The 20,946-nt window shown below is 61.8% G+C and carries 19 protein-coding genes and 3 pseudogenes; 7 read left to right on the forward strand and 15 right to left on the reverse strand.

What is annotated here, in order from left to right; translation table 11 throughout:
• Positions 1 to 675: 675 nt before the first annotated feature.
• The 3 genes and pseudogenes from NYR58_RS15880 to NYR58_RS15895 all read left to right on the forward strand — a co-directional run bounded on the left by NYR58_RS15880 (position 676) and on the right by NYR58_RS15895 (position 2,691).
• Positions 676 to 1,083 carry a hypothetical protein gene (locus NYR58_RS15880; protein WP_261522101.1) on the forward strand — a complete coding sequence of 136 codons (408 nt, stop codon included), beginning with the start codon at positions 676 to 678 and terminating at the stop codon, positions 1,081 to 1,083.
• Positions 1,017 to 1,828 (forward strand): annotated as a pseudogene (locus NYR58_RS20540) (TniB family NTP-binding protein); the annotation flags it as partial. The gene NYR58_RS15880 and the pseudogene NYR58_RS20540, both read left to right, overlap by 67 nt.
• The gene (locus NYR58_RS15895; protein ID WP_261522104.1) at positions 1,825 to 2,691 is read left to right on the forward strand and encodes a TniQ family protein; all 867 of its coding nucleotides are present in this window, start codon (positions 1,825 to 1,827) and stop codon (positions 2,689 to 2,691) included. The pseudogene NYR58_RS20540 and the gene NYR58_RS15895, both read left to right, overlap by 4 nt.
• Positions 2,692 to 2,883: 192 nt before the next feature.
• On the opposite strand, the gene lspA is transcribed toward NYR58_RS15895, so the two are convergent.
• The 7 genes from lspA to NYR58_RS15930 form a co-directional block, all read right to left on the reverse strand.
• A complete protein-coding gene (gene lspA / locus NYR58_RS15900; RefSeq protein ID WP_261522105.1) occupies positions 2,884 to 3,438 on the reverse strand; it encodes a signal peptidase II in 555 nt (184 codons plus the stop codon).
• Positions 3,439 to 3,469: 31 nt separating this feature from the next.
• Positions 3,470 to 6,532: a heavy metal translocating P-type ATPase gene (locus tag NYR58_RS15905; RefSeq protein ID WP_261522106.1), complete on the reverse strand. Its 3,063-nt coding sequence runs from the start codon at positions 6,530 to 6,532 to the stop codon at positions 3,470 to 3,472.
• 421 nt (positions 6,533 to 6,953) lie between these two features.
• Complete coding sequence (locus tag NYR58_RS15910; protein ID WP_261522107.1) at positions 6,954 to 8,060, reverse strand: cytochrome P450; 1,107 nt, start codon at positions 8,058 to 8,060, stop codon at positions 6,954 to 6,956.
• Between the two features lie 225 nt (positions 8,061 to 8,285).
• Positions 8,286 to 8,912 carry a cation transporter gene (locus NYR58_RS15915; protein ID WP_261522108.1) on the reverse strand — a complete coding sequence of 209 codons (627 nt, stop codon included), beginning with the start codon at positions 8,910 to 8,912 and terminating at the stop codon, positions 8,286 to 8,288.
• 47 nt (positions 8,913 to 8,959) lie between these two features.
• Complete coding sequence (locus NYR58_RS15920; RefSeq protein ID WP_261522109.1) at positions 8,960 to 9,157, reverse strand: hypothetical protein; 198 nt, start codon at positions 9,155 to 9,157, stop codon at positions 8,960 to 8,962.
• Between the two features lie 22 nt (positions 9,158 to 9,179).
• The gene (locus NYR58_RS15925) at positions 9,180 to 10,526 is read right to left on the reverse strand and encodes a hypothetical protein (RefSeq protein ID WP_261522110.1); all 1,347 of its coding nucleotides are present in this window, start codon (positions 10,524 to 10,526) and stop codon (positions 9,180 to 9,182) included.
• A 172-nt stretch (positions 10,527 to 10,698) separates the two neighbouring features.
• Entirely contained in the window at positions 10,699 to 12,060 is a 1,362-nt protein-coding gene (locus NYR58_RS15930; protein ID WP_261522111.1) for a phenylacetate--CoA ligase family protein, read from the reverse strand.
• 74 nt (positions 12,061 to 12,134) lie between these two features.
• On the opposite strand from NYR58_RS15930, the gene NYR58_RS15935 reads away from it, so the two are divergent.
• Positions 12,135 to 12,590: a MerR family transcriptional regulator gene (locus NYR58_RS15935; protein WP_261522112.1), complete on the forward strand. Its 456-nt coding sequence runs from the start codon at positions 12,135 to 12,137 to the stop codon at positions 12,588 to 12,590.
• A 330-nt stretch (positions 12,591 to 12,920) separates the two neighbouring features.
• On the opposite strand, the pseudogene NYR58_RS15940 reads toward NYR58_RS15935, so the two are convergent.
• A pseudogene (locus NYR58_RS15940) lies at positions 12,921 to 15,936 on the reverse strand (helix-hairpin-helix domain-containing protein); the annotation flags it as partial.
• 173 nt (positions 15,937 to 16,109) lie between these two features.
• Between NYR58_RS15940 and NYR58_RS15950 the strand changes: the two are divergent.
• Positions 16,110 to 16,382, forward strand: a pseudogene (locus tag NYR58_RS15950) (TniQ family protein); the annotation flags it as partial.
• Here NYR58_RS15950 and NYR58_RS15955 read toward each other — a convergent pair.
• A complete protein-coding gene (locus NYR58_RS15955) occupies positions 16,332 to 16,715 on the reverse strand; it encodes a hypothetical protein (RefSeq protein ID WP_261522176.1) in 384 nt (127 codons plus the stop codon). The pseudogene NYR58_RS15950 and the gene NYR58_RS15955 sit on opposite strands and share 51 nt — an antisense overlap.
• 45 nt (positions 16,716 to 16,760) lie before the next feature.
• Positions 16,761 to 17,183 carry an OB-fold nucleic acid binding domain-containing protein gene (locus NYR58_RS15960; RefSeq protein WP_261522113.1) on the reverse strand — a complete coding sequence of 141 codons (423 nt, stop codon included), beginning with the start codon at positions 17,181 to 17,183 and terminating at the stop codon, positions 16,761 to 16,763.
• A 272-nt stretch (positions 17,184 to 17,455) separates the two neighbouring features.
• Here NYR58_RS15960 and NYR58_RS15965 point away from each other — a divergent pair, with 272 nt between their 5' ends.
• Together NYR58_RS15965 and NYR58_RS15970 are read left to right on the forward strand one after the other, a co-directional pair.
• The gene (locus NYR58_RS15965; protein WP_261522114.1) at positions 17,456 to 18,049 is read left to right on the forward strand and encodes an SOS response-associated peptidase; all 594 of its coding nucleotides are present in this window, start codon (positions 17,456 to 17,458) and stop codon (positions 18,047 to 18,049) included.
• 94 nt (positions 18,050 to 18,143) lie between these two features.
• The gene (locus tag NYR58_RS15970) at positions 18,144 to 18,893 is read left to right on the forward strand and encodes a helix-turn-helix domain-containing protein (RefSeq protein WP_261522115.1); all 750 of its coding nucleotides are present in this window, start codon (positions 18,144 to 18,146) and stop codon (positions 18,891 to 18,893) included.
• On the opposite strand, the gene NYR58_RS15975 is transcribed toward NYR58_RS15970, so the two are convergent.
• Genes NYR58_RS15975 through NYR58_RS15995 form a run of 5 tightly spaced genes read right to left on the reverse strand, consistent with a single transcriptional unit; the run spans position 18,886 to position 20,855 of the window.
• Entirely contained in the window at positions 18,886 to 19,095 is a 210-nt protein-coding gene (locus tag NYR58_RS15975; protein ID WP_261522116.1) for a hypothetical protein, read from the reverse strand. The two genes, NYR58_RS15970 and NYR58_RS15975, sit on opposite strands and share 8 nt — an antisense overlap.
• Before the next feature lie 35 nt (positions 19,096 to 19,130).
• On the reverse strand, positions 19,131 to 19,370 hold the full coding sequence (locus NYR58_RS15980; protein WP_261522117.1) for a hypothetical protein: 240 nt from the start codon (positions 19,368 to 19,370) through the stop codon (positions 19,131 to 19,133).
• Positions 19,371 to 19,373: 3 nt separating this feature from the next.
• Positions 19,374 to 19,523, reverse strand: a complete 150-nt coding sequence (locus tag NYR58_RS15985; protein WP_261522118.1) for a hypothetical protein — start codon at positions 19,521 to 19,523, stop codon at positions 19,374 to 19,376.
• Positions 19,524 to 19,572: 49 nt separating this feature from the next.
• Positions 19,573 to 20,181, reverse strand: coding sequence for an RES family NAD+ phosphorylase (locus NYR58_RS15990; protein ID WP_261522119.1), 609 nt, complete (start codon positions 20,179 to 20,181; stop codon positions 19,573 to 19,575).
• Positions 20,181 to 20,855, reverse strand: a complete 675-nt coding sequence (locus tag NYR58_RS15995) for an XRE family transcriptional regulator (RefSeq protein WP_261522173.1) — start codon at positions 20,853 to 20,855, stop codon at positions 20,181 to 20,183. Before NYR58_RS15995 ends, NYR58_RS15990 begins: the two co-directional genes overlap by 1 nt.
• Positions 20,856 to 20,946 lie beyond the last annotated feature (91 nt).

Below are 20,946 nucleotides of genomic sequence, written 5' to 3' on the forward strand. Positions count from 1 at the left end.
ATCCGCCCCCGCTCACTGCTGATGCGCTCCGCAAGATCGAGCGGGGCCGCAACTCGTTCGAAAAGCACGCCTGGGCGAGGTCTACAGGTCGCTGGCATCCGCCGATCAAGCGCTTCAACTTGGCGCTGAAAATCTCGAACTGCTGGCGGTATCGGCGTATCTGAGTTGCAGTCCAAAACAGCGGAAGGATGGCGTTGGCTTCCTCGCCGCGGTGAAAGCACAGACTGCTCATTTGTGCACGCCGTCAGGATCGCTCCCGAGAGCAAGCCCGCGGAGGCGCCAGCTGCCTTTCTCGTGACCGGCCATCGACAGATCATGGTGTCGCTTTCCATTCAATTGTGCGAATCGGACTCCAACGATTTCAGTAGTTTGCCCGAGCACTTAATTTGAGAATGGGCATTTAATTTGATAATCTGGCTTGGATGTTGGCACTTGATGTGAGAATCAGGTTCTCGATGTTTTTCTGTTCGTGAGCTTCTATGAGCCATCTTTTCCCCGACGAGATCGATGATGCGCTTTGGGATGAAGCGTGCCGACGGGCGGATGCGATACGCGGCTTCCTGAGACGCCATCCCAGCCGCACAGGTGCCGGAGCCGTTGCGGAACTCGCAACGGAACTCGGCCTAAGCCAGGCAACGGCCTCGCCTCATAAGACTGTTTCGCAGCGGTGGAACCGTGCTGTCCCTGGTGGATCGCAAGCGAGGAAGGCCGGAGGGGTATCGTACGCTGGACGGGAAACGGGAGGGGATCATCCGTGCGACGATCAAGGCACACTATCTGAACCGGAACCGCCCGACTGTTTCGCAGCTGGTTCGCGACGTGCACACGAACTGCATTTCGGCAGGGCTCAAACCCCCTCATCGCCGAACGATCATGACGCGCGTCAGGGACATCGACCTCCAGAAGCGGGCAAAGCGACGCGGCGAACAGAAGACCGTCAAGGCGACAACGCCCGTTCCCGGATCGTTTGACGTCGCGCGTCCCCTGGACGTCGTCCAGATCGACCATACGAAGGCCGACGTCTTCGTCGTCGACGAGGATGGGTGCTCTACCCGCGCGCCAAGCAGGCCCTCGACCGGCTGAGCCGGCTCCTCGACCATCCTCGTGGCACGCGCATGCCGTCGATCGCGATCTATGGCGACAGCGGCATGGGCAAGACCATGATCATGAGCCGGTTCCGAGACGAGCATCCGCCGAGCTTCAATCCTCTGACGGGCACGTTGAAGACACCGGTCCTCGCTATGGAAATGACCAGCCCGCCGGGCGAGCGGCGCTTCTATGCCGAACTGCTCACCCTACTTGGTGCCCCACAGCGGCCACGCGCTGACATCGCCCAAATGGAGCAGGCCGCATTGCGGATCATGGAAGCGATCGGCGTGCAGGTGCTGGTCATCGACGAAGTGCACAACATCCTCGCCGGGACCTATCGCGAGCAGCGCATCGTTCTGAACACTCTGCGCTTCCTCAGCAATCGTCTGCAGATCTCGCTCGTCTGCTTCGGCGTCAACGAGGCACGGGAGGCGATAGCGGCGATGTCCAACTCGCCCGACGGTTCGAACAGTTGACCTTGAGCCGGTGGGCCGCCAACGATCAGTTCGAGACGTTGGTGGCCTCGATCCTGCGCAATACGCCGCTGCGTCGGCCCTCGGTGCTCACCCCGAAATCGCTGCGCCGGATCCTGCAGATCACCGAGGGGATCACCGCCAACATCTTCCACATGATCAACAGCCTTGCGGTCGACGCTGTCGAGAGCGGCCGCGAGCACATCACTGACGAGATGGTTGAGAATTGCGAGCCGGAATTCGATGCCGAGGCTGCGTCCGCATGATGAAGGAGACCGTTCCACGGCGGTTGCCGGTAGTCTTGCCGCACCACTCAGACGAACTTCTGTCATCCTGGATCGGTCGACATGCCGCCTTCTATGGCGTCCCGCCACTCGTCATGCTGCAGCATTGCTTGTCGGAAGTCAGCTCGCTGCGCGCCGCCGACCTCCACATGAGCTATGATCAGGAGTTCCGCCTGGCCAACATGTTCGCTACCGAACGGGACGTGGTGCGGCGCATGACCTTCACCAATGTCGCGCAATCAGCGCACCGGTTCATCTCCGCCCGGCCGACGCAGGTCTGTGCGAGTTGCAGTCCGGGACATAGGAAGCCGGAGCCGATCCTGCGCAGCCAGCTTCTGGGGTGGCGCATTACGTGCCCCTTGTGCGGAGGCCAGTTCCGGCAGGCCGTCGGGCAAAAACTCCCCTCCCCTTTCCGGCAAAATCGCGTTGCTGCTCTTCATGGCGAAAAGCTGCTGGATGACGAAGCCGAACGTGGTGTCGCAACCTGGACATCCCCGGCCGAGATTGCCCGGCTCCTCCTGATGCGGCGCGTGCCGAGACCCTTTCCGCGCGAGCACGATCTTTGGCGCTTCAGGGTGCTCGGCGCGATCATTCCGGATTTCGACCATGTCGTCGCCCAGCAACAGGAGAATCTGCCCTCCCCCGCAAAGCCAATCTTGCCGCTTCACCTACGGCCGGCACTGCTCGCCGGCGTTGCCATCGTCGAGCGTGCCGGACCGGAGATGCTCCGAATGCTGCGCGGTCACATGATGGGACAGAACAGGGTCCGTTTCATTGACGCCGCCGAGAACATGATAGCCCGCGCATCCGGACCGCCGGTATCTCCGCAGATGCACTTAATTTGAGAATGGGCTCGTCGAAATTCTCAAATTAAGTGCTCAGCTCGACCCGAGCCGGCGCATTCTTGCGTTTAAGTGGCAAGCGACAGCTCTTGCGCGGCGGGGTTCCGCATTAGCATGAGGAGCGCGCACTATCGCTCATTGGTCGCCCAAGCAGTGACACATCGAGGAGCGCCATTCTCAATGCCCCGCGCGCCCCTACCGCTTCTGAACGGAACTCATCGACCTCACCGGCCAAAAGGAGCCTGCGATCAGCAAGACGACGCCGATCGTTATCATCGTGTCCGCCATGTTGAAGGCCGGCCAGTGCCAGCTGCCGACGTGGAAATCGAGGAAATCAGTCACGGCACCTTGGCGCATCCGGTCCAACACATTGCCGCTAGCGCCGCCGGCAATCAGGCTAAGACTAATGGTCTCCGTTTGCTTTGGCGTTCTCATCGCCCAGACCAGAAGTCCGGCCACGATCACCACCTTGATTCCGGCGAGCACCATTGGGCGATCGAGGAAGAGCTCACGGAACATCCCGAAGCTGACACCTGTATTGAAGCCGAGTGTCAGGTTGAAAAATGGCGCGATCGCGATCGTGCGCGGCGGCACCATCACAACATTGAGGATCAGCCATTTCGTGAGAAAATCGACAGCAAGCGCGGCAGCTAGAACACCAGCTGCCAATATAGCTCGTCGAATCAGGCTCGGGTACACCACGCTTAATCGGTCCTTCTCTTGTCGGCGATTTTTCTGCGGGCAGTCCATTTATGCTCGCTCGCACCGATGCGGTCTTGAGCTACGCCGGGACCGTCGCGGTGATGCTCGGGCCCTGCTGCTGGTGCGCCGAAACGCCGATGCCGCTGGATGGGCCACCCTTTTGAGTGCTGGTTTGATCACGGTTGAGCAGGCGCAGGCCGTTGAGAACAACCAGCAGAGACGCACCGACGTCCGCCGCGATAGCACCCCAAAGCGATGCGAGACCAACCACCGTCAGCGCTGTGAACAGGAGCTTCACGGCGATCGAGAAGGCAACATTCTGCCGGATAACGGCGAGTGTTGCGCGCGAATGGCGCACTAACCAAGAAAGTTTCGACAAGTCATCCGACATGAGGGCCACATCGGCCGTTTCAATGGCGGCGTCGCTGCCCATGGCGCCCATGGCGATGCCAAGATTGGCACGCCCCATAGCGGGAGCATCGTTGACTCCGTCGCCGACCATAGCTACCGATCCATAGCGCCGCACCAAATCTTCGACCGCCGCCACCTTGTCGCCCGGCAGAAGTTCCGCCCGAACCTCATCAATGCCCGTCTGCTTCGCAATCGCCTCCGCGGTCGCGCGATTGTCTCCCGTGAGCATCACAACGTGTTCAATGCCGGCGCGGTGAAGCGCCGTGACAATGTCCTTCGCTTCCGGCCTGACAGCATCGGCAACGGCGACGAGCCCGCAGACTTCTTGACCATCGCCGACCGCAACGATGGTGCGACCGGCGCTCGAAAGCTCATCTGCCAGTTGCAGAACTTCAGTAGAGTTTATGCCACGCTCCTCAATGTAGCGGCGCGAGCCGAGCCACATCTCGCGGCCGGCCACTCGCCCGATGACGCCTCGGCCAGTGATGGCTTGAACAGCCTCGGCAGGCTCGGAGGCGATCTTCAGTTCGGCGGCTTTCGCGAGGATGGCGCGAGCGATCGGATGCCCGCTGCGCGCCTCCAGGGCCGCAGCCAAGCCGAGGAGCTCCATTTCGCTGCGGTCTCCAAGCGGCACTATCTCGACGACCTGCGGCCGCCCTTCGGTGAGCGTGCCCGTTTTGTCCATAGCAATCGCCTTGAGGTGCGCAGGCGTTTCGAGATGGGTGCCGCCCTTGACCAGAACGCCCTGCTTGGCCGCGCCGGCGAGGGCCGCGACGATCGTCACCGGCGTGGAAATAACGAGCGCACAGGGGCAAGCGATGACGAGGAGCACGAGAGCCCGATAGAACCAGACGTCCCAGGCGCCGCCCAAAAGCAAGGGCGGAGCGAGAAAAATCGCAACGGCGAGTACCATTACGATGGGCGTGTAAACACGCGCGAATTTCTCCACCCATTGCTCACTTGGCGCGCGCCGGCTCTGCGCCGAACCGACCATGCGGATGATTTGGGCGAGCGTCGTGTCATTCGCCGCTTTGGTGGTCACGACCTCAATTGCGCCCTCGCCGTTGATGGTCCCGGCAAAGACTTCGTCGCCCTCTGCCTTGAATACGGGGACGCTTTCACCGGTGATCGGTGCTTGGTTGACCTCACTCTCGCCAGCGGCAACCCGGCCGTCGAGCGGCACCTTGTCTCCTGGCCGGACTATGATATGCGCGCCGACCCGAACCTCTGCCGGAGGGACGTCGCGCTCGGAGCCATCCTCGAGCTTAACGCGTGCTGTCGGCGGCGCGAGTTCCATGAGGGCGGCAACCGCCCGGCGCGCGCGACCAAGACTCCAAGCCTCGAGCGCCAGCGCTAGTGCAAAAAAGAACGAAACAGTAGCAGCCTCGAACCAGGCGCCGATGCCGATCGCGCCCGCGACCGCAACCATCATCAGCAGGTTCATGTCGGGGCGAAGCCGCTTGGCCGCGAGCCAGGCCTTGGGAGCCACATAGCGCGCCGCACAGAGCACCGCAACCGCATAAAGAACCATGCTCGGCAATGGGGTCGAGCCCAAACCGTGTTCGCCAGCCTCGAACGCCGCGATGACACCGCCCCCAAGCCAGGCGTGGACCCCAAACGCCAGCGCCGTGAGCACGCCGCTTGCGGTTGTCAGCCACGACTGCACCTGCTTGCGGCGCTCTTCGGCCTGAGCGGCATCGCTAGAAGCGCCTTCAGTCCAGGGCTCGGCGCGGAGACCGGCACGAGCCACGGCCTTTTCGACACGAGCTTCGAGTACGGGATCCGGCGTCACATCAATCGACATGCGGCCGTTGAGAAGATCGAAGGCGAGCTTGTCTTCCCCAACCAGCGGACCGACCTCGCGCTTCAGGGCCGCGATCTCGTCGGCGCAATCCATGCCGTGAATGCGAAACACGACCTGGCCGGGCAAGTGGGTCGGGATCGGCGGACTTAACGCCTCCTGCACCTCGGCACCGCAGCCGCATGCCGAGTCTGGCACTGTAGCGGATTCGAGTGAAGCGGACGATACTGTTGGCGGCGTCCACGGTTCTGCGCGCATGCCCGTCCGAGCCACGGCTTGCTCAATCGAGTCAGCTCGCGCCCGGCCCTGGGGGGCAACCGTCATCATGCCTTGCATGGTGTCGAAGGCGAGCTTGTCCTCGCCAACGAGCGGGCCCAGTTCCCGCGTGAGGGCCGCCACCTCGTTCTTGCAATCAAGCCCGTGGACGCGGAACAGCAGCGCGTCGGCCGTATCGTGCTCTACGAGAGAAGCACGCATGCCAGTCGCGGCAACGCGGCCGGCGATTTCCTCAACTGTCGTTTGCCGTTGGGGCGCGACCGTCATCAGCCCCTTCGCCGTGTCGAACGACAGCCAGGCGTCGCTCCCGACCAGCGGACCAACCTCACGCTTGAGCACGGCCACTTCGTTCTTGCAATCGAGCCCCTCGACCCGGAACAGCAGCGTCGGCAGTGGCTGCTGCGCCCGCTGCCGTAGGAGATGTGCCTGCATGCCGGTCGTCGCGACCGCCTGCTGGATGACGTCGATCGACGAAGCATTTTCGGATGTCACCACCATGACACCCGCTTGAGTATTGAATGACAGCTTGTCGTCACCGCCGACAAGTGGGCCCACCGCCGCACGAAGCGCACGCACCTCATTCTGGCAATCGAGGCCATCGACTTTGAAGCGCAGCGAGCTGGGACTGCTCATCGTTGCGGCATCAACATTCATCAGTATCTCCTGCTGTCCAAATCGAGCTCGGCTCCCGAGCGTTCACGTCACTCTTGTGAACCATACATCCTGTAGCCACTACAGAATCAAGGCTGCGTCGCGGCGAAGATTGATCCATAGACGTCTTGCGTGGCAGACGGCGCCTTTACGCACGCGCCAGCCAAGTATCGCCCGGCAAGTTGGAGGGATAATTGATGCGCTCGTGGCAGCGCACGATCTCGGCGTCTAATCTCGGGCGCGGGATTCGCCGGACCAGCCCTCGCGTATTGGCTCCAGTGCTACGGCTTCGTTCCCACCGTAGATTCAGCTCAAGGATTATATGACTCTTTGTGAGCAAGCCGCGTCAAGGAAGGGTGCGGAGGAAGGCGCACACACCGAGAAAACTACAAGGCTCGGCTAATCTAAACCTTTTTTGCTGCTCTTAGCTTTCCCTGACATTCCTGATCACAAAACTGCTACGCGGCAGTGCGGGCAGCCGCGACCAGTCAATCCGCAGGTCTTGCTGCGGCACCTCGTAGCTCATGCGTCGCGTGAGGAAATCCGCCGCCAGCTTCATCAGTTCAATCGCGATCCATTCGCCGGGACAGCGATGATTGATGTGGTGGTCCCCTCCACCCTGCGGAACGAAATTGAATGGGCTCTCATCCCACCGGCGGAAACGCTCGGGCTCGAATTCCTCCGGCCTCTCCCACGTTCGCGCGTCCTGATTGGTCCCGTATAGGTCAAGGATCACGCGTCGACCTTCGGGGATCTGGTATCCGTTCCACTCGAAGGTTTGGCGCGTCTGTGCAGCGACTGCCGGGAAGAAGGGATAGTAGCGGCGAACCTCCTGGACGAAGCGATAGGCGTAGCCGTCATTATCGGCCTGAAGCCCCTTTCGGACTTTGGGATGTGCATGCAGAGCATGGGCAACGAAGACGATATAGACGGAAACAGCGACCGTCGGCCTAATCACATTGATCAGTTCGACCGCTGCAAGGTTCGGGACCAAAAGTTCGCCGTTCAAATCCTGGTGCCACGCAATGACGTGGGCGGCGGATTGCTCCGGTGGGTGGATACGGCCGCTACGGATCTGTTCGACGATACCCGCCGCCCAGCGGTCGGCCCGTTTTCGGGCCCACCGCGACAACAAATGCCGAAGTCCGACCGAACCCGCATGGTCGAACAGGGCGGCAAGGTCTCGGGTTCGCGCCTCGACATCAGAATCTGCCAGCGGCACGCCGGCCCAGGCGCAGGCCGCACAGGTCAGAAGCGCGTGGAGCTCTGGATAGAGCACCACTTCGTCCATTGATCCCCACCGGCGCACTCGGGTCTGCCATTCCGTCGCGGTCAGCTGCACGAGTCGTTCAATGCGCTCGGCTGTCATCAGCGACATGAACATCTGCTTGCGGTGTCGGTGGGCTTCGTCGTCGAGGCCCTGCACGCCACCGACCCCGAGCAACGTCTTCTGGACCGCCTTAGGCATCGCACCGCGGCGTACGAAGCGGCCCGGATCGTAGAACAGCCGGGCCGCTTCCGGGCCAGTCATACAGAGGGTCTTTCGCAGCAGAAGCCGCGCTTCAAACAGGTCCGATCGGTAGCTCCGACACCGATTTGAGATAAATCTATAGGGATCACCCGTCAGGGCGATTGTCGAGTCCAGGCTTCTGTCACGGGGAATCCGGGGCATTGCGGCTCTCCAAATCCCGTTCGGCGAGATCCTCCGGCCTCCTAGAGGCAAACGCGTGGCCACAGGTCCACGGGAGACCTTGGGTCATCCCCTGTCTCCCTGTGCAGAATCGCGGGCTTCGCGCGCCTCCTTGAGAATCTCCCACCCCCCTTTGAGGACGATTCCGACGATCACAACCCCGATCACGAGATCGGGGACGGGAGACTTCAGGAACATCACCAAGAGACCGGAAAGGACGATGCCAGCGTTGGCCAGCATGTCGTTCGTCGTAAAAATCCACGACGCCTTGAAGTGCACACCATGTGCACGATGAGCTCGCAAGAGGCGAAGGCAGACCACGTTGGTCGCCGCGTTCGCAAGCGCCGTGATAATCATGGCGACCCCGATTGGCTCGGCTCCCGCGAAAAAACGACGTAAGACTTCTATAAGCAATCCGAAGGCAAGGAGGATCAGAAGAATGCCGGACAGTTTTGCGGCATGCGCCTTGGCAACGACCGTGCGGCCGACTGCATAGAGACTGACTGCATAGACGGCGGCATCCCCCAGATTGTCGAGGGCGGCGCCTAGCAGGCCCGTGGAATCCGCCAGGATGCCAACGGCCCCAGCTACCAAAACCTGTGTAAAATTAATCCCTAGTACCCAGCGCAGCGTGCGTCGTTCCGCGACATTTTGAGCATCGAGGCGGATCTCAGTCTCTTCGTCACCTGGCATGGTTCATGTCCGGCTCTCTGAGGGGGCGTCGTACTCAGTCGTGCTCGTCATCTTTTGACCCAGGCGTAGTATACGAGCAGCAGAAGAATGATCGCCCAAACGACAACAGCGCTCGTGTTAAGCCGCTGGTCATAGGTGATCCCAAACAGACTGAACTGAATGCCCGCAGTGGCTAAGGCTCCATGAGTGAGCACCTGGTTGGCGGCAAAGCCGGCGAAAAATTTGGTTACTTCCTTTCCCTTCATCGACAGTCTCCCTGAAACCGATTCACGTGCGGGTGCCCGAGAGCGGAATGACTTGCCTAACCTTACCGCCCTTGGACTGTTCCGGCGGCTCCTCGGCACGCTCGATCGACACCTGGTGGAGTTCGTTGCTGTCGAGCAAATGCTTTAATTCGCCGTGTACCCTTTGCCAAACCTGGCTGGGGTCAGCGCCCGACTCAAAGCGCAGGCGTACGCGCAGGTTCGTCGGCGGGTCTGCACGACCTGGGACAGATCGACTCCCGGCACGTGATCGATCTCGAACGCGAGTGGCGGAATCGAGACCTCCTCGCCGGCTTGGGTCGGAAACCGGAGGACCTCTGCGGAGCGTCCCTGGATGCGGATCGCGGGCAAGGGATTGCCGCAGGGGCAAGGATCCGGCCTTTGCAGGACGCGGTCGCCGAGATCGTAACGGAGGATCGGCTGCACCCGGTTTGCGAGATTGGTCACCAGCACGGTATGCGACTGCTCGCCCTGAGAGACGGGACGGAAATCGGCATTCATCGGTTCGAGGATAATCCAGTCTCCAACGACGTGAAGCCATCCCTCGGTGCAGCTGTAGGTCGGGCCACCGATCTCGGTTGAGCCCTATGTGTTGCCGACCTTTGCGCCGAAGGCCTTGGCGATCCGCCCGTACTCTTCTTCCGCAAGGTCCCTCGGCCGTAACCACCAACAACACCGGCTTGATGCGCAGCCGTCCAAGTTCCTGCTCGCGAGTCAGCAGAGAGGCGGTAGAGGCGTAGCCTAGGACAACAGCTGGGCGGAACTCATTGAGGCCGTTGACGAGTTCCCTTATCGGCGCGTCCACCGAGAAATCGCGAGTGAGTTTCGCCAAAACCCGGCTGGAGCGCCGCGCCCGAGTGAAACCCGTAACCGAAACGAAATGACCGCCGGTGGCGTGCAGGGCCGCAAATCGCGCGCCGCGCAGAACAATCCGTACAACGTCCCCGAGCGACAGCCAGGTTCTGAACGCTTCTCGGAGGCCGGATGTCCCGCCTCGCATGTGATTGTCATCCAATATGAAGATGCCCGGTTTGCCCGTCGTGCCGGCGGTCGTGGCGACCAAATATTTCCCGAGGAGCATTTCGCCGACGAGGCTCGGATCTTCGATAAACTTACGCACGCGCTCAATCGTGACCTTGCGATCCGTCACCCAGCTATCGAAGTTTGCCATGAGCGTCTTCTTGTCAGTGACAGGCAACAGGCTGGGGTCCTCGACCCTCGCGGGCACGTTCTTGTACAGATCGCGATAATAGGGAGAGTTGCCTCGCGCAAAGGCTACGATATCGGCAAGCCTCTCCTTCACCTTCTCCGGCTTCCGGGAAGCAGATTCCCACAGGGGACGCTGGCTCATGAGCCTTCTCCTTGTTTTCCGGGCTAGGCCGCACCCATTTCAGGGCTATCTGGTCGGACAACGGATCAATAAATCGAAGCGACCCCACCACATTCTGATTCTGGGCAACCATACTCGAACCCTTCTTCAATCGGTCGTCGAATGACGGAAGCGGTCGCGTTCACTAGTTCGATCATCCTCTTAGCGGAACCACCTCCCGGAATTTCCCGCCGCGACCCTGTTCCGGCGGTTCGTCGCCGCGCTCGAGCGTGACGTGTTTGAGCCCATGCTCGGCAAGCACCTTCCGCAGGCCTTCTTCGGCCTCGCGCCAGACGGTGTCTGCATTCGCCGTCGGCGCAATTTGCAGACGCATCTCAAGTGTCACGGGGGCCGTCTGCGCGAGCTGAAAGAGCGTGATGCCGCGAACGGCCTCGATGCGCTGGGTGAGCGCCAGCGGAGGAAGCCTGACCTCGCCCGTCGAAACGCGAAAAGTGAGGACGTCTGCGGAGCGGCCCTGTACGCGGATCGCGGGCAAGGGATTGCCGCAGGGGCATGGATCGGGCCGCTGCAGAACGCTGTCGCCGAGATCGTATCGCAGGATCGGCTGCACGCGATTGGCGAGATTGCTGATCAGGACCGTGTGCGACTGTTCGCCTGGAGGGACCGGGCGATAGTCGGCGTCGACTGGCTCGAACGCCACCCAGTCGGCGTTGACGTGCAGCCAGCCTTGGTCGCACATGGCGCTCATAAACATACATTCCGAGGCGGCGTAGCTGTTGCCGACCTTGGCATTGAATACGCGCGCAATTCGGCCGTATTCCTCCTGTGGCAGACCTTCGGCCGAGAGGGCCAGCAGCACGGGATTGATGTGGAGCCGGCCGGCTTCCTGCTCGTCCGCGAGCATCGCGGCCATGCTGGCATAAGGGGCAAGCAGCGCAGGCTGAAACCGGTTCAGCCGCGCGACAAGTTCCGCCATTGGCATATGTGCCGATAGCACTTCGACGCGGCTGCCGCGCCGCTTCTTCAGGCGCGTGGCGGCAACCGCTGACGCGAAGTGGCCGCCGGTTGCCATCACCATTGCCATCCGCCCGCGGCGGGCGACGATTTTGGCGAAGTCGCTCGGTCCGAGCCAGTAGCCCACCCAGCGGAGCATCATGGCAGTCACGACCGCCATCGTGCGATCATCGACGAGAAAGATGCCGCGACGACCGGTCGTGCCGGAAGTGGTCATCACGGTGTATTTTCCGAGGAACCACTCTCCAATCCGGCTGCGATCATCGACGAGCGCCTCTACAGCCTCGAGCGTGACGGCGCGGTCGGTGCACCATTCGTCGAAGCGCCCCATGAGCATCTTCTTGTCGGTGACCGGCAATTGGCGCGGATTCTCGATGCGATCCGGCAGATCGCGATAAAGCCCACCGTAGAATGGCGAGCGAGCCCGCGCATAGGCTACCATGTCGACGAGACGCCTCGTCTGCCGAGCCGCGAGCGCCTCGCGCCCCTGGCGCTTAGCGCGCCAGGCGTCCCAGATTAGGCCCACGACATGCTTGGTCATAATCGTTCTCGGTTCACACACCTCCGGTTAATTGCTATATCTACTTCCTGTAGCCACTACAGAATCAACCCCGGATGATCACTATCGGAGCCTTGTCCAAACGCACGGGCGTCAATATCGAGACGATCCGCTATTACGAGCGGATCAGACTCATACCCCCGCCGCCCCGAACCGACAGTGGGCGACGCCTCTACGGAGCGGAGGATGTTCGACGGCTGACGTTCATTCGCCATGCCCGGGATCTCGGCTTCGACATCTCCGCCATCAAGACGATGCTCGCTCTGCAGGGGGTACCCGAAGCTTCCTGCGAGCAGGTAAGCCAGATCGCGACCGATCAGCTTGAGGCCGTCGAGAGCCGAATCCGCCGTCTACTGGGGCTTAGAACCGAGCTCACCAGGATGATTAAGGAGTGCGACAACGGGAGAGTCGCGACTTGCAGGATTATCGAAGTTCTCTCCGACGCTCCCGGCGATCCGGACGCCCAATCAGATCGGCCAGAACGAAAATTGCGACGCCGCGGCATAAGCTAGATTGAAGGCTGGCGAATGGCGGCCCATTCAGTGCTCCTTGTCCTTGTTTGCACACGGCATCTGACAGCTTCGACCCCGTGACAACTTGTTGTGGCAGTCGGTGGCGCCGCGGAGTAAGGCGTTCCTATGAAGGGGCATTTGGCCCCGGGCCAGCAGGACAGCGATGGGGTACACGAGGGGGGGGGCGATTTGGCCGCGCCTTGGCCTCGTAGGAGTAGCAATCACGACGGCGATCGGCTCGCCGCAGCGACGGTTCAGCAGTTGCTCGACCGATGCGTAGAAGGCATCGAGATCAGCATGGAGGATTGTGGCGGGTCATATCCATTCTTCCTACCGGAAATCCCGTGTCTTCACCTTGATACGGTCGATATGCTCGTAGGGATCGACGATATCGCGTGCTTTCGTCATGCCGCGCGGATCGATGCCCGAACCGCCATGTTGGGCCTCGTCACCGCGGCCGTGCGGCAATGGAAACGGCGCTTCGCGGTTTCCGACGCTTGCCAGCTCGGCCGACAAATCGGTCAGCTCATGGGCGACGAGATGCACGACCTCGCCCTCGCGCTGGATGCGTCCGCGCACGCCGAGCATGGCCGACGAAAGCAGAACGCGCCGGAATTTCTCGAACACCTTGACCCAGACGACGACGTTTGCGGCTCCCGTCTCATCCTCCATGGTGAGGAACATCACGCCCTTGGCCGAGCCCGGCCGTTGCCGGACCAGCACCAGGCCTGCAGCCTCGAGCCAGCTTCTGTCTCGCGCCTGCATGGCTTCCTGACAGGTCACGATGCGGCGCCGGCGAAGATCGGCGCGGAGGAAGGAGACGGGGTGGCTACGTAGGGTCAGCCCGACATGGCCATAATCCTCAACCACCTCGCGGCCGGCCGTCACGGGCCTGAGTGCGATGGGAGGCTCATGTATCTCCGGCACGGTTTTCTGCTCACGAGAAGTAGCGGCCGCAAACAGGGGCAACGGTTCATCGCGTAGAGCCTTGATGGCCCAGAGCGCTTCACGGCGGGCAAGGTTGAGATCCGGCAGAAAAGTGTCGGCTTCGGCGAGTTGCACAAGCGACGCCGCCGGCACCCCGGCGCGGCGCCAGATATCGTCGACCGAGGCGAAGGGCTCGTCGGCCGGCGCCGCGACGATCGCGGCCGCGTCATCATTGGCGAGGCCTTTCACCATGCGCAGGCCGAGGCGGACAGCGAAGCGATCTTCGGCATCGGTCTGCTCGAGCGTGCAATCCCAGCAGCTGGCATTGACGCAGACGGGGCGCACCTCGACGCCATGATCGCGTGCGTCACGCACGATCTGGGCCGGCAGATAAAAGCCCATCGGCTGCGAGTTTAAGAGCGCCGCACAGAACACATCCGGATGCCAGCATTTCATCCAGGAGGACGCGTAGGCGATCAAGGCGAAGGAGGCGGCGTGGCTTTCGGGAAAGCCGTAGCTGCCAAAGCCTTCGAGTTGCGAAAAGGTCTTTTCGGCAAACTCAGGGGTGTAGCCGTTGGCGATCATGCCGTTGATCAGCTTGTCACGGAATTTTGAGACACCGCCGGTGTGCTTGAAGGTGGCCATGGCGCGCCGCAACTGGTCGGCCTCGCCGGCGGAAAAGCCGGCGCAGACCATGGAGACTTGCATTGCCTGCTCCTGAAACAGCGGCACGCCGAGCGTCTTGCCGAGAACGCGCTCCAGCTCCGGTGTCGGAAACGTCACCTCTTCCTTCCCGTCGCGCCGGCGAAGATAGGGATGGACCATGTCGCCCTGGATCGGTCCCGGACGGACGATCGCGACCTCGATGACCAGGTCGTAGAAGGTACGCGGCTTCATGCGCGGCAGCATCGACATCTGCGCGCGGGATTCAATCTGGAACACGCCGAGCGTGTCGGCCTTCCTGATCATGGCGTAGGTGCGCGGATCCTCGGCCGGGATCGTAGCCAGGTCGAGTGCGATGCCCTTATGCTTGGACAGGAGAGCGAATGACTTCTTCATGCAGGTAAGCATGCCCAGGGCCAGGACATCCACCTTCATGAATTTGAGGGCGTCGATGTCGTCCTTGTCCCATTCCACCACCTGGCGGTCCTTCATCGCCGCCGGCTCGATCGGCACGAAGTCGTCAAGCCGATCGTGAGTTCTGCGAGGACAGCAGCTTTGTCATGTCCTCGGGCAGGCCGAGCGCCTTGCCGACATCGCGGACGGCACCCTTGGTCCGGTAACGGATGACGGTGGAGCAAAGTGCTGTGTGATTGCGGCCGTAGGTTTCATAAACCCACCGCATGACGATCTCGCGCCGTTCATGCTCGAAATCGACATCGATGTCGGGCGGCTCGCGCCGCTCCTGCGAAACGAACCTCTCGAACAGAAGGTTGTTGCGTTCGGGGATCGACGGAGGTGATGCCGAGCACGTAGCAGACGGCAGAATTGGCGGCCGAACCGCGGCCCTGGCAAAGGATGTCCTGGCTGCGGGCGAAGCGAACGATCGAGTTAACAGTGAGAAAGTACGGTGCGTATTGAAGCGTCTCGATCAGCCGCGGCTCGTGCTTCAGGATGCCGACCACCTTGTCCGGCACGCCCTCGGGATAGCGGCGGGCGGCGCCTTCCCAGGTAAGCTTTTCCAGCGCCTGCTGGGCGGTGAGGCCCGGCATCGTCTTTTCCTCCGGGTATTGGTAGGCGAGTTCGTCGAGCGAGAAACGGCAGCGGTCGGCGATTTCGACCGTGCGCGCCAGGGCCTCAGGATAGCGGCTGAACAGCCGCGCCATTTCATCGCCCGGTTTGAGGTAGCGATCGGCATGACGTTCGCGCCGGAAGCCGGCGTCATCGATGGTGACGTTGTGGCGAATGCAAGTGACCACGTCCTGCATCATGCGGCGGGCCGGCTCGTGGAAGAGCACATCATTGGTGACGACGCCCGGCACGCCCATCGCAGCCGTCAGGTTTGCCAGCTCGTAAAGCCGGAGCTGGTCATTCGGGCGCCTGCGCAAGGTGAGCGCCATATAGGCCCGATCGGAAAAGGCGTCGCCCAGCCGCCGCAGGCGAATGGCGCAAAGGCCATCGGCTTCGTCCGGCACCAGGACCGCGATCAGTCCCTCGCCATAGGCGACGACATCATCCCATTCGAGATGGCATTTTGCTTTGCCGGTCCTGCCTTGCCGAGTGACAGCAGCCGGCAGAGGCGCGAATAGGCCTGCCGGTCCATGGGATAGGCCAGGATCGACATGCCGTCGGCGAGATAGAGACGGCAGCCGACGATCAGCCGGATGCCTGTCGTCTTCGCCGCCTCGTGGGCGCGTACAATCCCGGCAAGCGAATTGCGGTCGACGATGGCGAGCGCTTCGATGCCCAGCAGTGCCGCCTGGCGACCACCGGGCCAGCCGCGCTTCGGCGGCCATATCGAGCGTCTGATCGGCACACAGATGGGGAGGCTGCATCTGCTGCCTGGAACGACATTCAGCAACGAGCAGGATATCGGTGACTACAATTCGAAGCGGCACGCGGCACTGACACTGCGGGAGCTTGCCGGTAGTCTTGCCGCACCACTCAGACGAACTTCTGTCATCCTGGATCGGTCGACATGCCGCCTTCTATGGCGTCCCGCCACTCGTCATGCTGCAGCATTGCTTGTCGGAAGTCAGCTCGCTGCGCGCCGCCGACCTCCACATGAGCTATGATCAGGAGTTCCGCCTGGCCAACATGTTCGCTACCGAACGGGACGTGGTGCGGCGCATGACCTTCACCAATGTCGCGCAATCAGCGCACCGGTTCATCTCCGCCCGGCCGACGCAGGTCTGTGCGAGTTGCAGTCCGGGACATAGGAAGCCGGAGCCGATCCTGCGCAGCCAGCTTCTGGGGTGGCGCATTACGTGCCCCTTGTGCGGAGGCCAGTTCCGGCAGGCCGTCGGGCAAAAACTCCCCTCCCCTTTCCGGCAAAATCGCGTTGCTGCTCTTCATGGCGAAAAGCTGCTGGATGACGAAGCCGAACGTGGTGTCGCAACCTGGACATCCCCGGCCGAGATTGCCCGGCTCCTCCTGATGCGGCGCGTGCCGAGACCCTTTCCGCGCGAGCACGATCTTTGGCGCTTCAGGGTGCTCGGCGCGATCATTCCGGATTTCGACCATGTCGTCGCCCAGCAACAGGAGAATCTGCCCTCCCCCGCAAAGCCAATCTTGCCGCTTCACCTACGGCCGGCACTGCTCGCCGGCGTTGCCATCGTCGAGCGTGCCGGACCGGAGATGCTCCGAATGCTGCGCGGTCACATGATGGGACAGAACAGGGTCCGTTTCATTGACGCCGCCGAGAACATGATAGGCCGCGCGGATGGGCCTAGGTGAGCCGTGATGGACCTCGTCGCCGCGCCCATGCGGCACCGGGAATCCCGCCTCCCGCGAACCGACGCTGGCAAGCTCGGCAGAAAGATCGGTGAGCTCCTGCGCCACGACGTGCACCACGTCCCCTTCGCGCTGGATGCGGCCCTTGACGCCGAGCATGGCGGACCCGAGCACGATGCGCCGGTACTTTTCAAAGACCTTGGTCCAGACCACGAGATTGGCGACCGCGGTCTCGTCCTCGAGCGTGATGAACATGACGCCCTTGCGCGCCATGTGGCGATAGGAGAGGATCGCAGTTCAATCTTTGTCATCTCATGACGTCGCGCGACGATGTGATGGAGTTCACCAATCGGGCGCGGGCTATTCGGCGCTGGGCCTCGTAGCAGGCAATGACCGCGTCGGCTGCGTCTCCTTCCGCGTCAGAGATGGATGCCCGCAAGGGCGAAGACCCGATCCCCGGGACTTCGGCTCTGTCGACAGCCCGGCTCCACCAGAAGGACGCCCCCCTCCTCGCCAGAACGTCGAGGTGAGGCTATCATCGCCTCATGTGCAATGCCTACGAACAGCATGTGAAGTGGGTGGAATACACCCGAATGATGCAGGAGCTCGAGCTGGGCATACCGACCCAGCAGACGGAGCTCGACTTACCGCAGTCTGACATGGTGCGGATCAACGACATGGCGCCGGTGATGCGGCCCGCCGGCAATGGCGTTGAACTGGTGCAGATGAATTTCAGCTTTCCGCCTGGCCGGCCGAAGGGCGGACCGGTGTTCAACTTCCGGTCGGAGGGTCGGGATTTTTCCAAGAGCCTGCGCTGCCTGATACCGGCATCGGGCTTCTTCGAATATGTCGGCACGAAATATCCCAAGACACAGTACCGGTTCAACCTGACCGGCGCGCCGTTTCTGGCGATCGCAGGACTCTGGCGCGAGGCGGAGGGCAATTATCCGGTCAGTTTCACCATGCTGACCACGTCGCCGGGCCCCGACATCGCCCCGTATCATGATCGACAGGTGGTGGTGCTGAGGCCCCAAGACTGGGCTGCCTGGCTCTATCTGACCAAGCCGCAGGCAGAACTGCTGCAGCCGCTGCCGGAGGGTTCGCTCAAGGTCGATATGGTGCGCGAGGGCCGGGCATGAGGTCGAGGCCAAGGGTATCCGCTGAAGGGTGTTTCGGTCTCTTTTCCCAGCGAAGGCTGAGGCATTGTTGTGGGCACGAAAGGAGACCTCTTCCATGAATGCCCAGGAACTTCTCGACAAGATCAAGGAACTCCCGAACAAGCCGGTCGACGTGCCCACGGCGCCGCCGGTCGAACTCGTCGCAATGGTGGTGCGCTGGGGGCGTCATCTCAAGCAGTGGAAGGCGACGACGCTGGCCGACTTCGCACGCGTTTCGCTCTCCACCATCGAGCGCGTCGAACGCGGCGAAAAGGTCAGCGAGAAGGCGCTTGACCGCATCGCACAAGCGCTCGGTTACGAGTCCGGCGCCTTCACGAAGCCGCGCCTGCCGATCGGACCGGAGAGAGCCGCCGAGCAACTGGCGGAAACCTACGGTTATCTCGAACCGGTGACCGTGGCGCCGATGAAGACGCACAAGGCCATTCGCGAGGCCGCAAAATGCGATGCCTATCTCATCCATCGTCCCGATGTGCCGGAGACCTATGACAACGACATCGCCAATCTCGGCGAATGGCTCGACCTGGCCTCGTTCATCCTCTCGGACATTGTAGAAGATCCGTCGCCGACCGAGCGCGGACGCCGCGATCTCTATAACGACATTCTGAAGTGTGTGGCCGAACTCGAGCGCCGGGGGCTGACCGTCTTGTCGGGCGTGATGCAGGCGCCGCAGCCGGGCCTTCCCGATTGGAAAGTCGCGATCGTCTCGGTGACGCCGCGGCTGACCGATCCCGGCGCGGCCAAGCGCCGCCATGTCATGGTCGACCGCCGCTGCGTTGCGTTGCCGGGCAAACGGTCGCCTACGTGACGCGGCGCCCGCGCCGGCCGGCGACGATTGCCAGCATGTTCACCACGGACCATGTTCCTTCGGCGCAAAGGGCTGCCGTTCGAAAGTCAGCGAGACGTTTGTGCTGCAGCGCCAGGGCGAGCCGCACGGCGGCTTTCGCGTGCGCACGGGCCTCCTCGTTGCTCCAACCCCTGAATTCCTCCTCGAAGATCGCCTCGAGCATGCGCTTGGCATCAGTGTCGTTTGCCCCCGCGGTGATCAGCGCAATCGCATGCCGTCGATGTAGATGTTCCTGGTGATCCGAACCCAGCCGGGATTCATGCGCACGCCGCTGCGCGGTCGTGACCGCAGGAAGTCGGCAACATCGTCCAAGCTTGCGAGGCGGGTTGGAGCAACATTCGAACCAAACTCGTGGCAGGCGAAAAGGCCATCTGAACCGCGCTCCACGCGTCCCGTCACGATGCCCCCGTCAATGCGCTCAATTCTTGCTACAGGCACCGTTTATGCCTCCTTTGGCTTTGCCGGATGCGCTTCCGACTCCAGGCCGAGGCGGAGCACGATTTTGTTGATCTGGGTGTGGGTGCGAATTTCCGCAGCGACGAGCTCGTTGGCAACGATGATGGTGGGCCGGGTAAATGGCTTCTCGCGCATCGTCACTTCCCGAAGTGTCGCCTAGCTATAGCTATTGATGGTGGTTCCTTCAGGCGATGCTAACCAGCAAATCGCGCAGAACAGCCGCAAGGCCCGGTGCGCCGATGAGAGGGATCACGCGACGCGGCGTCAGTTTTGCAATTGCCCGATCATAGACAGCCAAGTTCGCGTGTCCGTTGAGTCGTGAGGGATAGACAATGCCATCGGGAGCGGACTTATGCTCATAGAAAGCCAGTGACCAAGCCCGGGCAAGTCCATGGCGCGAAGACTTCGCGACGTCGGAAGGCACGCCCATCCTCACGGCATGATCATCCCGCAGATCGACCAGTCGCAGTTCCTCCATCGCTTCGATCTCGGCGAAACGGCGGGCGGAGATTTCCTTCTCCTCAATGGGGAGATCGCCGATGTGGCCATCGCGCCGATCGCGAAGCAGAGCTTCGAGAAAGCAAACCTTGAGCGTTTCGCCGAGGTAGAGCACGCCGAAGCGGTTCTCCGCAATTCGACGTCTGGGATCGCTGAAGCGGCTGGGACTCTTTCCGAATCCAAGCGGGTCGGGATAGGCATCCATGTAGATGCGTCCGAACCGGCTCCCCGCAGGCACGGTATCTATGTCGAGTTCGGCGTTTTTGAAGCCATGAGGCGGCTTTGTGGCCGGCATTACCGGAAGTCGCCGCGTGCTACACTTTCGGCGGCGGCGATCACGTCGTCCGTTTGCCCACGCCTCAGCGCCTCGAGGCCGGTCTGCCCATTGAGGCCGCCCTGCGGTGTGACGAGAAATCGGTAAACCGCCCAGGCGCTGTTTCCCAATGTTTCCTGAAGCGTGGCCAATGCGGCAAACGGCCGGCCATCCTCGTCGAGCTGCCAGGCGGGAAACCGGTACCCCCGCTTGGCCCCGTCTAGGCCGAGAACCTGGCCTGTTTGCCGCCTGGAATTGACCGTCACCCGGGATACGCCGAGCAATTCTGCGAATGCCTCGGCCGTGAGCATGTCGTCGTCGGCCAGGATCTCAGCTACTCGCTTTTTCCCTCGCTCCCGAGCCTCATTCAGCGCAGCTCGAAGATCTTCGTCGGGCTCTCCAGTCTGTTCGACTGGAAAGGGGGCCTCGCGGGCGCTTGGCTGATCTTCGACCAGTGTTATCGTTTGCGCGTCCGCTTGCGGGTCTACGTCGACACGAAAGCTAACACGATGCCCAGCCTTTTTGCTGAGGCGAACAGCCTTGGCATACTGTCTGATCAGCGCCTTCTCGAAGTCTGCCTGTCGGGGAAGTTTCGTTGAAAACGCAATCCTGGATGAACCGGGTCCGGTTTGCTCAGCGGTCTTAACGGTTGCCATGATCATAGAACTCCATTTCCCGAAGAAAATGGGGTGAACGTGTCAATTCGTCAAGTTTGATAAATTCGTAAAGCACCCTTTTCGATCTCCC

It is taken from the genome of Chelativorans intermedius (assembly GCF_025398255.1).
Lineage (GTDB): Bacteria > Pseudomonadota > Alphaproteobacteria > Rhizobiales > Rhizobiaceae > Chelativorans > Chelativorans intermedius.